The following is a 17133-nucleotide window of genomic DNA, read 5'->3' on the forward strand; positions in this document are numbered from 1 at the left end:
ACAGCGACAGTGCTGTGCATTAGAATTGGCAACTCAATACCAGATTACTTAATGAGCTGGATCGATTATATGAGTCGATATTCCTGTAAAAAAATATCATTCTTTATCCAAAAAACTCACTTAAGAGAGAGCAGTTTATACACCTGCGCAGTCTCACAGCACCAGTTCTAACAAATAGTTGTATTGAAGATGCATGTAACAACGCGGTATATCAATTGACGGGAAAGCATAGCAGCACAGTGAATTAATTGCTGTTCTATCAATTAGTCATTCACTAAATGATTTCTTATCGATTGTATAAACAGCTATTCTATCTCAATGCACCATTAAGGCACTGTTATCCTCCACTGGCAAACTAAGATTAACGAGTTATCGACAGCATTCTTGATTAAATTAGGAGCCGGAAAATTTCAGCCTACCAAGGCTTCTAAGGTTTAAGATTGATTACATATTTTTAATTGTAAATTATTGTTTTATATAATATCAGTAAATATCACTTTCCAATTTGAACGAGGTGTACGAACGATCATGATATCTATAATATAGGTGGGAACCGTCGTGAATTCTACGATCGCTCCCTAGTTATGCCTTTCTACTACATCCAGACACCTACATTAACCGCTCACTAATACTGCTTGAATACTCAGGGGAAACAGTCATAGCATGCTGATTGAGTGACTGGGCTAAAGTTCACCTAGGGTGTAGGAGTGATAAAAATGCGCAACCAAACCCAAATGGTCTTTATTTCCATATTTTTACAAATAAAACCTCTCAGTCATAACGAGGTATGAGAACGAACGGGCGGCCAATAAACTCGGTGATATGGGTGTAAATTTGGTGGCGTTTATGATCGATCCCTAGTTATGTGTTAAATTATCCGCCTTTCATGTACCCACTTAATGAGCAGTCAAATATCGAGGTCAATGGTTGGTATAAAGATTAAGTGGCGTCATAGAGACTAAGAAGGAAAAGGGAGCTCATCTTATTCGAAGAGTCAGCGATTTGCCGACTCCTCTTGCAACCGAAGCTTAATTAGGTTTTTGTTAACTATAGGCTTGCCAAATACAACTCTTCAACTTGAGCTGCGTCCATCGCTCTTGGGTTGCCACCCATACAAACATCATCCAGCGCCTTTTGAATCCAACCACCGATGTCTGACTTTTCGATCCCTAGTTCTGAAAAACCAGAAGGAATTTTCACTTCTTCAGACAGCTTTTGAATCAATGAAATAGCAAGTTCTGCCGCTTGCTCATCATTCATATCGCGAGTATCACCACCCATGGCCTCCGCAACCTTTTTAAACGCTCCTGGAACAGCTTCTGCGTTAAATTTGCTAATAATCGGTAGTAAGATTGCATTACACACACCATGAGGTAAGTTGTGTGTCGCCCCAGGTTGATGCGCAAGAGCATGAACTGCTCCTAAGCCTGCTGAGTTGAATGACATACCAGCTAAAAATTGGGCGTCAGCTAGGCTAGCTCTAGCTTCCATATTTTGACCATCTTCAACAGCGATAGGGAGCCATTTTGTAATTAACCTAACAGCTTCGAGAGCGGTTGGTAGTGTTAATCGATGCGCTCCAGGTGTAACAATTGACTCAATAGCATGCGTCAGGGCATCCATACCAGTTGCCGCTGTGACTGAAGCAGGTAAACCGACCATTAATGAAGGATCGTTCACCGATACATCCGGAATCTGCTTAGGATCAACCAGTACCATTTTGACTTGATTTTCTTCATCAGTAATGACTGAGTTAGACGTCATTTCTGCTGCTGTTCCAGCTGTAGTGTTAATTGCGATAAAAAACTCACCATCATTTTTTACCAAACCAACACCCGAGTAATCACAAATATCACCACCATTAGACATTATAATGCGAATGGCTTTGGCACAATCGATTGGGCTACCGCCACCAACGGCGATAAAGCCATCACAGCCATTTTCTTGGTAAAAGTTTACACCTTCTCGAACCAGTGTTGCTGTCGGGTTAGGCGTCACCTGATCAAACGTTTCATACTCGAAACCTTTAGCATCCAGCGCTTCATACAGTGATGTTAGAACGCCCAGTTCAATTAGATTCTTGTCAGTCACAATCAGTGGCTTCTGAATCCCTTTGGTATCAAGCACTGCAACAGATTCGGCAACTGCACCGACACCGGATAGAGTCAGTTTTGGCAAATTTAATGCAAATGTAGACATCTTATTTTCCTCATAAATGATTAATAAAAACAAAAACAAAAACAAAAACAAAAACAAATTAAAAAAGAAGATAGAGCCTGTAGAAAATGCTACAGGCTCATAATTACGCGAGAATTATTTCTCTACACGTAGACCATACGTCTTGAACTTGTCCAATACGTGGTTCATTTCTTGTTCTGGTAAAACTGGGATCTCGCTTTGTACAGATAGGCACTTCAGGTAAAGGTCAGCAAGGACTTCCGTCTCATGAGCAAGCCAAAGTGCTTTTTTAAGGTTTTCACCCACTGTGATCATGCCGTGGTGTTGCAGCAAGATAGATTTGCTTTGCTTGATACCCTCATCAACATAACCAGCAAGCTCTGGGCTACCAAAAGTAGCATACGGCACACAAGGAATTTCATTAGTGCCAGATGCTGCAACCATGTAATGAATAGCCGGAATTGGACGGTTTAGAATTGAAACAGCCGCGCTGTTAATCGCATGGTTGTGAACCACTGCTTGGCAGTCTTCTCGAGCTTTGTAGCAAGTCATATGGAAGGCCCATTCGCTCGAAGGAATTTTACCTTCTTCAAACTCACCGTCTTCGCTAACAAAAACGATGTGGTTTGGTGTTAGTTTGTCATACTCGATACCAGTCGGAGTGATCAACATACCATTTTGATAACGAACCGAAACGTTACCAGCTGTACCTTGGTTTAGTCCTAGACGGTTCATCTCTAGGCAGGTTTCAATGATTTCTAATGCTAGTTTTGATCTTTCTACTGACATCTTATTTTCCTCTAACAGGCGTTACGCCTTTCTTTAAAATAATGTTTCCGTACTTTGCAGTTTCGCCGGTTACGACAACTGCAAAACACTGCTCTACACGTTGGTAAAATTCAAACCGTTCCATTCTTTCAATGGCCGGTTGCTCTGTTCCTGTCGAACAGATGGCGGTAAGGTATTTGTCTTCAACTGAAGGATCCAGTTGGTCACCTGATACCGCTTCCATCATGACAAGTGGATGTGATACGTACTGATCTAGCTCAAACAGGGACATAACGCCTTTAAGAAGTGTATCGATGCTCAAGCCATCCGCTCTTAGGACGATATGTTTGCCAAAAGTTTCGGCAGGGAAATGAGCATCTGAAAAGAGAATTTCATCTCCATGTCCCATGCGACTTAATACAGACAGTAAATCTGGACTAATTGCTGGGTGGATACCTTTAAGCATGGTGGTTCTCCATAATGGTTTGGTACTGAGCGTGATTTTTCCCAGGATGAACAAGGGTATACGTTGGTTTCATTACATTTTGTGCTGCATTGGCATCAGGGAAAACCCCTGCACCTGCAAAGGCATACATTGCCGCACCAGTAACCGTTGATTCCGGTTGATCAACGACGTAGATTGGTAGCCCTAATACATCAGCACGGATCTGGTTCCACAAAGCGTTCTTTGAACCCCCGCCAACCACCATCAAACCTTCTGGGTGAAAACCACTTATCTCTGATAGTGTTTTTAAGCTACGTGCTAGTTGAAATGCTAGCCCCTCAAGCGCCGCGCGATAGATCTCGCCGCGAGTGGTGTTGATCGAAAGTCCCTGAAGTGCGCCGTGGCCTTTTTGCTCACCATCCAATAAAAAAGCGGGATCAAATGTGGTTCCATTGCAGCCAAGCGGAGCCGCTTCGCCTTCTGCAACCATTACCGCATATTTATTGTCTTGATTAATAACATCGATGAAGAAGGTCTTAGCAACCCATTCCATCACCGCACTAGATAGCCATTGGATGGCAGGGTTATATAAACCAGGTTTTGCATCTAACTCTGTCGTCATGCCCTGCTTTAGGTAACTAGAGTCAAGACTTGGCTTGGGAGAACGAGCCATCAATATTTCCCAAGTTCCAGAACTTAAGAAGGGTTGATGTTCTTTTGCACCCGATCCAAATAACGCGAACTGAGTATCATGGCCTGCCGATACCACTGGAATATCTTTTGGAATGCCCAGTGAGTAAGCGATATCTTCACGAAGAGCGCCAACCGTGTCACCCGCATTTACCATAGGTGGGAAATGTTCGGCAGTAAGGTCCAAGTAATCTAGAGTTTCCTGGTGCCAAACCCCGCTGTCCATTTCGGTTAACATGGACGTTCCCGCCATAGTACGGTCTGTTGTGAATTCACCAGTAAGCTGATGAGTAATCATAGATGAGATGAATACCCACTTATCCATGCGAGCATAGACTTCGGGTTCATTCTCTTTTAGCCATTTGAGCTTAAATAGTGTGTTGAACGAGTAATCGCCGATACCGTTCACTTTATACAGCTCACCGCGGTCAAATTCTTTGGCAACTTTTTCCATCATTGGAGCTGTGCGAGAACATTTCCATGAGATGACGGGGTAGATTTGCTGACCATTTTTATCAAATGGAGCACCATCTACACCGAAGGTCGTTACAGAGACCGCAACAATGTCGTTGGCGTTGATTTGTGCCGTCACGTTATGGCAACACTTCACCAGTTTTCGCCAAATTTGCTGAAAATCCCAAACGTGTTGAGTGCCTGTTTGTAGAGTCTCATTCGCAATGTAGTGGGACGCAACAATGTCACCCTGCTCATTGACAGCGATTGAACGTACGTTAGTTGCACCACAATCTAAGATAATGACAATAGACATAGATTATTCCTTAGAGATACCCGCCCAAATGGACGGGTATGCGAGAACGGTTTTTCTTACTTGTAGATAGGGCCGAAGTTTTGGCAAGCGCGATAGTCTTGACCTTCAACATCTTGACCAAATGCAGACCACGTATGTGGGCGGAACACGTCTTTGCTATCAACGTTATGCATTGATACTGGGATTCGTAGCATTGCTGCCAGAGCAATCAGATCAGCACCAACGTGACCTGATGTGATCACACAGTGGTTTGCACCCCAGTTCGCCATTACATCGTAAACTGACTTAAACGCACCTTCGCCCGTTAGTCGCGGAACGAACCAAGTCGTTGGCCAAGTAGCGTTAGTACGCTCATTCAGAATATTGTGAACGTCTTCTGGTAGCTCAATTGAGTGACCTTCTGTAATCTGAAGTACAGGACCTAAGCCGTCAATGATATTCACTCGGTGCATAGTGAACTTCATTCCACCTTCAGTTAAGAATTGTGATGAGAAGCCGCCCCCGCGGAAGTATTCTTCGATCGCAGGACACCATTTTGTGGCTTCCAGTGACGCAGCTACGTCTGCTTGCGTTAGCTCCCAGTGAGGTTTCATTGCTGGTTTGCCATCTTCATCTTTAGCTTTACCAGCGCCGTCAAGAGCTGCTGAGCCTGAGTTAACTAGGTGAAGGAAACCTGACTCAGGACGAGTGCCAGTAACACGTTCTACTGCGTCTTCAGACCAGTAAGTACGAACATCATGGAAAACTTGCGCTTCGCCTGTTAGCAACTTACCAAACATCATGTTAACGCCGTTCAGGGCATCATTTTCTGTTGCGATACAAATAGGTTCGCGAATGCCGTTCCAATCAAACGATGAGTTAAGAATCGCTTCAGAAAAGTCACCATTTGGTAGGTGATCTGTCCAGTGACGTTGACCTTGGAAACCGCCCAAGATTGCATTGCGTCCCATCGCCTCTTCACCAAAACCAAGCTCTGCCAGTCTTGGGTTACCTTGCATCAGATCACGCATGATCATGGTCATCTTAACCACGGTTTCCCAATCTTCTGCTTTGCGTTCCTCTGAGAATGGAGTACCGTTATAGTCTTTACCTTCTTTGCAGTACTCTTTAACCCACGACATCGCTAGTTCAAACTCTTCTTTGTCGTAAACTTCACGGTCAATTCGACGTTTGATCTCTGTCATATCTACATATTCATTGCGCATACCTAGATATTTTTGGAAGAATTCTGGGTTAACAACTGAACCTGCGATGCCCATTGAAACGCTACCCATTGATAGGTAAGACTTACCTCTCATCGTTGCGACAGCTAGACCAGCACGACAGAAACGTAAGATTTTATCTTGTACGTCACTTGGGATAGTTTCATCACCTGCGTCTTGTACTTCCTTACCATAGATAGAGAAAGCAGGAAGACCAACTTGCGAGTGACCAGCCATTGCTGCAGCTAGGTACACAGCGCCCGGGCGCTCAGTACCATTGAAACCCCAAATTGCTTTCGGTGTATGAGGGTCCATATCGATCGTTTCAGTACCGTAACACCAGCAAGGAGTTACCGTTAACACCAGACCGACATTTTCACGTTTGAACTTGTCCGCAGTCGCTGCTGATTCAGCCACACCGCCAATGCAAGAGTCTGCGATAACACACTCAACGTTTTCCCCGCTAGCATGACGAATATTCTCTTCAATGAATTTTGCAGCTCTTTTCGCCATGCCCATGGTTTGTTCTTCGAGAGACTCGCGAACGCCCATTTGACGACCGTCGATGGTAGGACGGATACCAATTTTAACTAAGTTACTCATAACATTTCTCTAGTAGTTGAACTAATTATTTTTCAATTTTGTGGCCTTTAAGACCAAAATATACAAGGTAAATAAAGCCGATAAACGGAATAACAAACGCCGCTTGAATACCAAACGAATCAGATAGCTGGCCCATTAAAGCAGTAAGAACCGCGCCACCTAGAATAGCCATAATCAAGCAGCTACCACCGAACTTAGAGTCAGAACCCAAGTCCTGCAGTGAAAGACCAAAAATAGTTGGGAACATCAGAGACATACAAGCTGAGATACCCACTAGAGCATAAGCACCTGCAATACCGCCAACCGTTATCAACACCAGCACCAATGCAGCAGCGACGAATGCTAATGCAGCCAATAGCTTCTCGGGTGAGATATACTTCATCAGGCCGACACAAATAAATCGGAATGCACTGAACACGACAATAGAAGCAAGTAGGAAGTTTGATGCTTCTGCTTCAGTACCACCAACCTGCGTCATGACATAACGGATAGTCCAAGACCAGCAGCAGATTTGCGCACCAACATAGAAGAATTGACCGATAACACCACGCACAAAGTGCTTTTTCTTCGCTAGGCGTGCAAACGTTGCTGACAGTGAGTTATCAACGCAGGAAGAAATTACTTGATCTTTTGCTTGCGGCATCTTAGTAAAGGCGATAGCCAACCAAACGACGACAATAACGGCGGCCACAGCCAGGTAAGGCAACATTACAGCGTTAAGCTCAGCGGCTTGAATGACATCGAGCTCGTTTGCTGACATCACTGCGCGTTCAGCGTCCGTTGCAGGGTTAAGCTGAGACAGGATATAAAACTTACCAATAAGTACACCGGTAATAGAACCAACAGGATTAAACGCTTGAGCAATGTTAAGTCGGCGCGTTGCAGTCTCTTGTGGTCCCATAGCAATAATGTATGGGTTTGCACTGGTTTCAAGAATGGATAGACCACCCGCAAGAACAAACAAAGCCATCAAGAAAGGCATGTATTCCATCATTTGTGCTGCGGGGTAGAACAATAGCGCCCCGAAAGCAAATAAGCCTAGGCCAAGCAAGACGCCTGCTTTGTAGCTAAAGCGCTGGATAAACATCGCCGCTGGTAGCGCTAGTACAAAATAGGCTCCATAAAATGCGGTTTGCACTAGGCCAGACTGCATATCAGTCAGTGTGAATACTTTTCTAAATTGGGCGATTAATACATCTGTCATATTATTTGCCAAGCCCCATAATGCAAAGCATGAGGTCAATAGCACAAAGGGAATAAGAATGGACTTAGGAATAACCTTGCTACTTTCGTCCATTCTATTGTCATTTTCATTAATTATTGATATATCTGTCATTTTATTTCCTTGATGTAGGGAGTCCAACTTCCTAATAATTATTAGGAAGTATAGGGCTATTGAATATTATTAATTTTTATTTAGTCTTTGTTCGTAATTAAAATGTCGACTTCATTTAAATTACATATCTTCACTAAGCTTTTCTTTTTATATTTGTTTTTATCTGCTATTAGAATTGATTGTCTCGATGAAGATAGTAGTGACTTCTTTATTTCATAGTTATATTCATTAGAATCCCACACACCACTTATCTCATCGAACCCTTCGCAGGAAATTACGCAAATATCCAAAGATAGTTCTGATAATATCTTCTGTGGAATTCTTCCATAGAAAGCTTTATATTTTTCTGAAAACACACCGCCGAGACTAATAATGGTGACTTTGGTGTTATTTGCTAAGGCTGTAATATTATTAAGTGAGTTGGTAATTACTGTACACTCTATATCTGGCAAAAATTGAGCGACCAACCAACTTGATGAACTTGCGTCTAATCCAATTACAGCCCCTTCATAGAGATAGGGTATTACTTGATCGACTAATGATTTTTTTTCGCAAACGTTGTGTCCAGCTCGCTTATTAAAGGAAGTGCCAATATCTTCACTTTTCTTTTTAACGGCCCCTCCATGAACGCGGATTAGATCCTTTGAACGATCTAGTCTCTTTAGGTCTCGACGTATTGTTTCTGGTGAAACGTCTAGTTCTTCGGTGAGATCCGCAACAGATGCCTGACCAAACTCAGAAATTATCCTTAGTATATGATTTGCTCTTGCTGCTGCTTTCATGGTCTTCTATAAATAAGTCGTCTAATTGGTGGGTAATTTGTCACTTAAACTTATTGATTAGAGTGATATCGATCACTTAAATGGTGGCTTATGCCCGAAAATGCCCGATAAGTCGTTTTTGGTCACAATTAATCGGGCGTGACATGCTTGAATCGGTCGTAAACGGCTAGATTTATTCCAGACTTTACAAGTCTAGTAGTAATGTTTTGTTTGTTGTTTAAGCAATAATTGCTATTCTTTGGCGACATAAAAATGGCTAAACTATTGGCTATTAAAAGATTAATGTGCAGTTTAGCAAGGGGGTAAGCGCCTCATAAACTCCGTATTCTAATCGTTCTGCGCGAATAATAAGATCAAGTCTCCAACCACAAGCAGATTTTAAATGGCAATTCGACGCACAAACCAAGAATAGGAAACTCTTCTCGAACGTTATGAGAGCAGCAGCATCACGACAACCATGTCTAAACATAACCATGGTAGCCCAACGGAAAGACTCGTCCTGTTGTTTAAATTATTGACTATTAAATAGACGCTTTAACTCTGAAATACCCCAGCGAGTACGCTGGGAAGAAGCCGAACCTGACCTACTTGGGAGCTTCACTTGAGTGAAAGGGTTACTCTGTGAGAGTTCATGCGCTACGCACCAGTTGAGAAATTATTTATTAGCAGCCAAGTAATCTTTTAGAGTCTTATGGCTTAACCCACGGCAAAGCAATTCGTCACGATATGCTATGGCAACCGAGCTAGAAATCTTGGCCGCTTCTTGTTTTTTTAAAAAAGCTAAGAAATCGCTACAGCGTTGCCGAAGTTGTTTAAGAGTTAAGTTCGTCACTTTTTCTAACGCCTTAGACGCAATAAATCTATCTAGAGTCTGTTCATCCACCTGAGGCGCAGTGTTATTTGGCTTGGTTTCTTTATTGATAGGTAGAGACTTGCATAGTGCTATATCCACACTACTTTCTTGCTGGAATTGTTGCCGAAGTTGATTTACCTGTTCATTCAACTGAGCTTTAAATGTGTTGTAAGGAAGCTGCTGGGAATCAGCATCAGTGAAAAGAGCAAAGATCAGCTTGGTGTGCTTAAGTACGCTACTCGTCTTTCGCGTGTAAACAAAGAGAAACGGATCTCTTTTGGGTAACCCATTGAGCGAAGAGAAAGGGGAGTTGCCACACGTGTGTAATACACGCTATTTGGAAGTCTCAACAAATACATCTGTATCATTCTTTTGTATTTGTCGAATTTTGAGGTATAGAAACGAAAAAACCGCTGTAAAAACAGCGGTTAATCTTTAAAAGTGGCGGAGAGATAGGGATTTGAACCCTAGAAGGGCTACAAACCCTTGCCGGTTTTCAAGACCGGTGCTTTCGACCACTCAGCCATCTCTCCGTACGGCGCATATCATAGGTATTGGCACGAATGTTGTAAAGTATAAATTGCTACTTATGGTTTGACTGGTCAACTAATCATCGATTGTCGAAATCGGTTATGGTGATGAAGTTCACGTAATAATAATGCATAGCGTTGTGTATTGAGGGATTTCCATAGGGTCTAATAAAATATTGTTTTATTATTAACGCATTGATTTATATGTATTTTAATCCCATGAGAATACAGATGTACGCTCAAAAGTAATTGCACATAAGTGTGAAGTGGTTCAAAATAAAGGAGTTAATGTGCATCTTAGTGAATCTTTGAGGTTTTTATGAAAGTCGCGAATCTTTTTAAGCATCGTGGTGAGTCTATTTCTAAGCACCATGCAGAAATTTTGCAGTGGATGTCCCCTACAGTACGTATGTACTGGGAGGAACTGCTGAATAAGACAAATAACAGCCAAATTTTGTCATGGATGAAAGACTTCCAGCAACCTGCAATTAATGAAGATGCGCCGATTGCTGAACCTGTTGTATTAACACCAGAAGCGAAACGAGTCTATGAGAGCCTACAGCAAAAAGTGGGTGAAGTGATTCACATTGGCGATTGGCTGTTTGTTGATCAAGAAAGGATCAATCAATTTGGACAAATTACCGAGGACATGCAATGGATTCATACCGATCCTCAACGTGCCCAAGAAGAGTCGCCATTCAAAACGACAATCGCACACGGATTTTTGACCTTAGCCTTATTGCCGAAGCTAACCGATAGCGTCGATGAAAAGAACACGCTTTTCCCAACCGCTAAACTGGTTGTTAATTTGGGCCTAAATCAAGTTCGTTTTCCATACCCTGTGAAGTCGGGTAATAATGTTCGCGCAATCAGCCGATTGGCTAAAGTTACGCCGATCAAAAAAGGTTTAGAGATTGAGCGAGAGATCAAAGTTGAGATAGAAGGCATTCGCAGACCAGGTTGTGTGGTGATCTCTGTGATTCAGGTGCATTTTTAATCTAACGATACCCAATTAGAAAAGGAGAGCTTCAAGCTCTCCTTTTTGCTATTCATACTTCTATTTTCTATTGATACTTATATTTACTGTCGATGCGTTAACTTGCGAAAGATACTTTAAATTCAATCACTTTACTGGTGTGTAACCGTATTCTTTAATCAAGCTTTTGGCCGCTTCGGTTTTAATGTAATTCAGAAAACCTCGACCTTGATCGCTAACGGTTTCTTGGTGATAGACCACGAGAAATGGTCGTGACAAAGCATACTTACCTAAAGCAATGTTGTTACTGGTTGGTTGTGAACCCTCAAATTGGAGTGCTTTGACCGATTTATCAACCGAGCCTACTGAAATAAAACCGATCGCTTGCTTGTTATGGTTGACGATCGTTTTGACCATGCTGTTGCTATTGACCACAAGATTGTTACTGCTGATATCAGACACTAAACGTTTATTCACTATTTTAGTCAGTCCTAGTAGGCTTTCGAAACTGTATCGAGTTCCAGAAGAAGCCTCACGGGTAACCACAGCAATCTCTTGGTCAGTACCGCCCAGTGATTTCCAGTTGGTTACATTACCTTTGTAAATATCGTAGAGTTGCTCACGAGTAATATTTTCGATGCTATTTGCATTATTGACGACGACCGCTAATCCATCAAACGCAATCGGCAGTACGGTTAGATCTTCATTTTGCTCACCTTCAGTCAAATAGCGAGAGCTCATCCCAATCTCAATCGCTCCTTTGTCGAGTAATGTCAGCCCTGCCGTCGACCCTACGCCTTGCACAGCAATAAATGAATCAGGGTTGGTTCGGTTAAACTCTTCAGCCAGCACATCCATGATCCTTGCGACCGAGGTTGAACCCGAAATGTTGACCTCATTGGCATGCGTAACGTTGGGTAGAAAGGTGATAGAAAGAAGCGCGGCTAAAGCAATTCGAAACATGGTAGTAGACTCCGTGGCAATATTGAAATTTTACGTATCTTATGTCTCATTGATGACAGTTTTGTGAAAGTCAGCCAAGATGAAAATTTAACTTATGGCTACCATGGCTGTAGACTAAAATAATAGGAACAGCGTAGGGAGGTTGAATGAGCTTAATTAATTTATTGCAAAAACAAGTTGAAGTTCGTGCTCAGGCTGTTTGCCAAAATAGAAATCGAAGCTTGCCTGTTGAACTGGGGAAATCAGGGTATGAGCCTATGATGAATGGTGTCCAGTTCATTAAGCTGCACTATTTGTTGGATTCAAGCCATTGTGATTACTCTAGTTGTGTCGCTAGAATTTTGTGGAATGGTGACCTAGCACAGTGGGAACTCACGATCCCCAGTGAGGAAGGAGAGCAATGGATCCCTTACCCTTATTTGTTTAAAAGCTCGGACTTGACGGCACTTATTCGAGAAGTAGAAAAAGACCCTAAATCGTATATTTGGGAATAAAAAAGGCGCTCACAGGAGCACCTTGTTTTAATCAATAAGAGATAGTCGGTCACCTCTTTGATTATTCTTCGGTTTTCTCCGCAGAGGCAACGACTTCAGCAGGAAAATCTTGGGTTGGTTTCGCAACAATGTTTCGATTTTCCAAATTCACTTCAGCCAACACTAACTCAAAGGTATCCCCTAGTCGGTACTCGATATTTTTATCGATCGATAGCGTCCCGTTTTCGGAATTAGAGTCAATACGTTCTTTGTCGCTCACGATCAGCGAGCCGGGAATGAAAGCGGCAGCGCCATTCTCTAGTAGGCGAACGCGCATACCTGCACGGTTAATATCAAAAATTTCACCGGTATAAACCGTTTTCTTCGCGGGTTCGTCAATCAATGTTCTCGCATATAGCCAGTCTGCGACATTGCGTTCAGCCATTTTATGATGTTTACGGTGCAGCGCCATTTCTTCACCAACGGTGTCATCGGGAGTCTGTACTGGTGTTTTACCTAGAATGTGTGCCTTCAACAGGCGGTGGTTAATCATATCGCCATACTTACGAATAGGAGATGTCCAAGTTGCGTAGATATCGAGGCCCATTGCGTAATGAGGAAGCGGCTGATTCCCCATTTCACTGTATGCTTGAGACTTACGGATACGATTATCCAAATAGCTTGTATCTTGTTCGGCCAACCAACGACGCAGCGCGGCAAATCCTTCCAGCGTTTCTAGGCTTTCTGCATTAAACGGCAAATCACCCTCTGGATTGACTAACTTAATCACATCGGCAATTTTTTCTGGTTTAAATCCTGCGTGGGTATTAAATACACCCGTATTGAAGCTGTTTTTCAGCGTAATGCCTGCACAAATATTGGCGGTAATCATCGCCTCTTCAACCAGTCGGTTAGCACTACGACGCAAGTCAGCGTGAATCGCGACGACATCATTGTCTTCGCTCAACTCAAAGCGGTAGTCAGGTCTGTCAGGGAAGACGACGGCATGAGTTGCTCGCCAAGTTGCGCGTGATTGAGAAAATTCAAATAAATCTCGAACCACAGACGCGATTTCCTCAGAGGGCGTCCAAGCGTCACTGCTGCCAGTATCCAGCCAGTCAGATACGTGGTCGTAGACCAAACGCGCATGGGATTTAATATTCGCGGCAAAGAACGCAATGTCGTCGCCAATGACGCCATCTTTGCCGACGGTAACTCGGCAACAAAGGGCAGGACGTTCTTCGTTTTCGATCAATGAACAAAGTTCATCAGCAAGATCACGAGGCAGCATTGGAATATTACGGCCAGGCATATAGATGGTGAAGCCACGCTCACGTGCGACTTTATCCATTTGATCGTCTGGCGTGATGTAAGCGGTAGGATCAGCAATGGCGATGGTTAATTCAAAATCACCGTTATCATTCTTTTTCGCATACAGTGCATCGTCCATATCTTTGGTTGATGCACCATCAATGGTAACGAAAGGGATGTGAGTCATATCAACACGTTCAAGATCCACATCGTCTTTTAATGCCCACTCTTCAATACCTTCGGGTTCACTGTTAGGTAAATCGTTTTGAGCCAACGTGACCCACCAAGGTGCAATTTTGTCGTCAGCGTCGGTAATCTTTTCAGAGATTTCGACGAAAAATCCGTTCTCTCCAGCCAGAGGATGACGAATCAGGTGAGCAACAACCCAATCTCCTTCCGCAAGCAGTTCTGGATTCAGCCCTTTCTGGGCTTTTGCTTTAAAAGATTGCTTTTTGAGTTGAGGGTGATCAGGCGTTACATTCAGCTTACCCTTATGAAGCTTTACTCGACCAATAAACCGAGTTAACCCTTGCTCTACTAGTTCTTGAGGCTCGGCGACTTCTTTCTCGTTTTCCGTACGGATAATCGCGACCACTTTGTCACCATGCAAACATTTCTTCATGTACGGTGGCGGAATAAAAAAGCGCGTCTTGTTATCCACTTCTAAAAAGCCATAACCTTTATCTGTTGCTTTGATTGTGCCTTCTTTTTTAGGAAGACTCTCTTGCATCTGCTGTTTTAGTTGAGCGAGTAGGGGGTTATCTTGGAGCATTTTTTCACTTCTTAAGAGTTTGATTGAGGACACTATAATCATTGAAAGGGAGTTTTTCCATAACAAAGCGTCGCTATCATGTGGGCTAGGGTAGATTGAAACCGCTCAATTTAAGAGCACTAACTTAAGATAGTGACGCTTCTGTGACCATCTCGACCTAAGATGAGAGAAAATTGTGATGTATTTCAATTTTTTCTGGATTTTTTTATGGTTTTAGGGAATAATCCGCGTCCCTTAAGTTGTCGTCCCTAGCGGCTTGATGCATTTTAAAGCTTATCTGCATCTGAATGGAATCAGCTCAAAACTGGATTGGATTTGGAATTGGTAGAGCTCGTGGGACCTTTTGTTAATTAATATAGTGGGATCCACATGCAAGACCAAGTAAAAGACCAAGAAGTTCAAATTAAATTCAGTGAATTAGCCCTGAGCCAAGATATCCTTTCTGCTTTAGACGCAATGGGCTTTGTTTCACCAACGCCTATTCAAGCAGCAGCGATTCCTCACCTTATCGAAGGTCGCGACCTACTAGGTAAAGCGCAAACGGGTACAGGTAAAACCGCCGCGTTTTCTCTTCCTCTTCTAAGCAAACTAGACCTTGACCAGCGTAAGCCTCAAGCGATTGTTCTAGCACCAACGCGTGAACTTGCTATTCAAGTCGCTGCAGAAGTGAAGAACCTAGGTAAAAATATTCGTGGCCTAAAAGTATTAGAAATCTACGGTGGTGCTTCTATCGTTGATCAAATGCGTGCTCTAAAATCTGGTGCACACATTGTTGTTGGTACGCCTGGCCGTGTTCAAGACCTTATCAACCGTGACCGCCTGCACCTAGACGAAGTGAAAACTTTCGTTCTTGATGAAGCAGATGAAATGCTGAACATGGGTTTCGTTGATGATGTAACTTGGATCATGGAAAAATCGCCAGAAACTGCGCAACGCGTATTGTTCTCAGCGACAATGCCTCCAATGCTTAAAAACATTGTACAGCGTTTCCTACGTAACCCTGAGCATGTTGACGTTGCTGGTAAAAACCACACCGTTGATAAAGTAGAACAGCAGTACTGGGTTGTTAAAGGTATCGAGAAAGACGAAGCGATGTCTCGTCTTCTAGAAACGGAAGAAACGGATGCATCAATCGTATTCGTACGTACTCGTCAAGACACTGAGCGTCTAGCGGATTGGTTGTTGGCTCGCGGCTTTAAAGCAGCAGCACTTCACGGTGACATTCCACAATCTCAACGTGAGCGTACCGTAGACAACATCAAGCAAGGCGTTATCGATATCCTAGTTGCAACCGATGTTGTTGCACGTGGTCTTGATGTACCGCGTATTACACACGTATTCAACTACGACATTCCATTCGATGTTGAATCATACATTCACCGTATCGGTCGTACAGGTCGTGCAGGACGTAAAGGTAAAGCGATTCTTTTAGTTCGCCCTAACCAAATCCGCATGCTGCGTACTATCGAACGTGTTACTAAGTCATCAATGGAAGAAATTCAACTTCCTGAGCGTGATAAAGTGGCAGAAGCTCGCCTTGTTAAGCTAGGTGCTGAGCTAGCAGCCGAGAAAGAACACAAAGCCGTAGAGAAATTTGCAGAGCTAGTAGAGAAGCTTCAAGAGACTCTAGAGATTGATGCAGCAACACTAGCGGCAATCTTACTTAAGCGTCAACAAGGTAAGCGTCCATTATTCTACGTTGGTGCTGACCCAATGATCGCAGCGGTTGAGCGTGATAAAGCTCGTCGTAAAGAACGTCGTGATAATCCTCGCGAAGGTGGTCGTGAAGGCGGTCGTAACTTCAATACTCAAGATTGGGATACGTACCAGCTTCAAGTTGGCCGTGACCAAGGTGTTCAAGTTAAAGATATCGTTGGCGCATTAGCAAACGAGCTTGGCCTGATTAAAGGCTCTATCGGTGCTATCAAACTGGCGCAAGGCGAAACTTACGTTCAGCTACCGAAAACAATGAACGCAGAGACAACAGGAAAGCTAGCGAAGCTTCGTATTCGTCAAAAAGAAGTGGGCGCAGTGGTCTGTGACTTTGATGATTTCCGTGAATCACGTGGCGGTCGCCGTGATGGTGGTGCTGGTCGTCGTGATGGCGGTGGTTACCGTGGAAACCGTGAAGGTGGACGTGGCGGTGAAGGTCATCGCGGTCGTCGTGATGGTGGTGCAGGTCGTCCTGCTGGCGCTGGTAATGGTGGCAATGGCGGTGGTTACCGTGGCAACCGTGATGGTGCTCGTGATGCAAACCGCGAAGGCGGACGTGACGGCGAACGTCGTTTCGATCGCAACCGTGGTGGTGACAATCGTGGCAATTTCCGTGGCGAACGTGGCCATGGCCGTCGCACTCCAAGCAGCGAATCATAATTGAGTAGCGAAACATAGAATCGCTCAATAGATTATAAAAATCCCCCGTTAGAGATAACGGGGGATTTTTTTCATCAGCATAATCGAATGTCTATGCCGTCGACTTGAT

13 protein-coding genes and 1 tRNA gene are annotated in these 17133 nt (G+C 43.5%); 3 read left to right on the forward strand and 11 right to left on the reverse strand.

The genetic code is table 11. The features are described from left to right. Positions 1 to 1047 precede the first annotated feature (1047 nt). From fucO to QF117_RS02860, 9 genes are all read right to left on the reverse strand, one after another. Positions 1048 to 2199, reverse strand: coding sequence for a lactaldehyde reductase (gene fucO, locus QF117_RS02820; RefSeq protein WP_282386049.1), 1152 nt, complete (start codon positions 2197 to 2199; stop codon positions 1048 to 1050). 114 nt (positions 2200 to 2313) lie between these two features. Then, positions 2314 to 2967, reverse strand: a complete 654-nt coding sequence (locus tag QF117_RS02825; RefSeq protein WP_282386050.1) for an L-fuculose-phosphate aldolase — start codon at positions 2965 to 2967, stop codon at positions 2314 to 2316. Position 2968: 1 nt separating this feature from the next. Continuing rightward, complete coding sequence (gene fucU, locus QF117_RS02830) at positions 2969 to 3412, reverse strand: L-fucose mutarotase (protein ID WP_282386051.1); 444 nt, start codon at positions 3410 to 3412, stop codon at positions 2969 to 2971. After that, complete coding sequence (fucK, locus tag QF117_RS02835) at positions 3405 to 4850, reverse strand: L-fuculokinase (protein WP_282386052.1); 1446 nt, start codon at positions 4848 to 4850, stop codon at positions 3405 to 3407. Before fucK ends, fucU begins: the two co-directional genes overlap by 8 nt. Before the next feature lie 56 nt (positions 4851 to 4906). Further along, positions 4907 to 6655, reverse strand: coding sequence for an L-fucose isomerase (locus QF117_RS02840; protein WP_282386053.1), 1749 nt, complete (start codon positions 6653 to 6655; stop codon positions 4907 to 4909). A 25-nt stretch (positions 6656 to 6680) separates the two neighbouring features. Then, entirely contained in the window at positions 6681 to 7991 is a 1311-nt protein-coding gene (fucP, locus tag QF117_RS02845; protein WP_282386054.1) for an L-fucose:H+ symporter permease, read from the reverse strand. Between the two features lie 80 nt (positions 7992 to 8071). Continuing rightward, positions 8072 to 8773 carry a DeoR/GlpR family DNA-binding transcription regulator gene (locus QF117_RS02850; RefSeq protein ID WP_282386055.1) on the reverse strand — a complete coding sequence of 234 codons (702 nt, stop codon included), beginning with the start codon at positions 8771 to 8773 and terminating at the stop codon, positions 8072 to 8074. Between the two features lie 655 nt (positions 8774 to 9428). Then, on the reverse strand, positions 9429 to 9725 hold the full coding sequence (locus QF117_RS02855) for a hypothetical protein (protein ID WP_282386057.1): 297 nt from the start codon (positions 9723 to 9725) through the stop codon (positions 9429 to 9431). A gap of 343 nt (positions 9726 to 10068) precedes the next feature. Then, positions 10069 to 10159: transfer RNA gene (locus QF117_RS02860), tRNA-Ser, on the reverse strand. A 316-nt stretch (positions 10160 to 10475) separates the two neighbouring features. On the opposite strand from QF117_RS02860, the gene QF117_RS02865 reads away from it, so the two are divergent. Continuing rightward, positions 10476 to 11153, forward strand: coding sequence for a MaoC family dehydratase (locus QF117_RS02865; protein ID WP_017040518.1), 678 nt, complete (start codon positions 10476 to 10478; stop codon positions 11151 to 11153). A 126-nt stretch (positions 11154 to 11279) separates the two neighbouring features. Here the strand turns inward: QF117_RS02865 and QF117_RS02870 are convergent, their stop codons facing one another. Then, a complete protein-coding gene (locus tag QF117_RS02870; protein WP_282386060.1) occupies positions 11280 to 12095 on the reverse strand; it encodes a phosphate ABC transporter substrate-binding protein in 816 nt (271 codons plus the stop codon). A 146-nt stretch (positions 12096 to 12241) separates the two neighbouring features. On the opposite strand from QF117_RS02870, the gene QF117_RS02875 reads away from it, so the two are divergent. After that, entirely contained in the window at positions 12242 to 12589 is a 348-nt protein-coding gene (locus QF117_RS02875) for a DUF3024 domain-containing protein (RefSeq protein ID WP_282386062.1), read from the forward strand. A gap of 61 nt (positions 12590 to 12650) precedes the next feature. On the opposite strand, the gene rnb is transcribed toward QF117_RS02875, so the two are convergent. Continuing rightward, complete coding sequence (gene rnb / locus QF117_RS02880) at positions 12651 to 14651, reverse strand: exoribonuclease II (RefSeq protein ID WP_282386064.1); 2001 nt, start codon at positions 14649 to 14651, stop codon at positions 12651 to 12653. A gap of 369 nt (positions 14652 to 15020) precedes the next feature. Here rnb and QF117_RS02885 point away from each other — a divergent pair, with 369 nt between their 5' ends. Then, entirely contained in the window at positions 15021 to 17024 is a 2004-nt protein-coding gene (locus QF117_RS02885) for a DEAD/DEAH box helicase (RefSeq protein WP_282386066.1), read from the forward strand. Positions 17025 to 17133: the final 109 nt, after the last annotated feature.

The sequence above is a fragment of the Vibrio sp. YMD68 genome (genome assembly GCF_029958905.1).
Classification (GTDB): Bacteria; Pseudomonadota; Gammaproteobacteria; order Enterobacterales; family Vibrionaceae; genus Vibrio.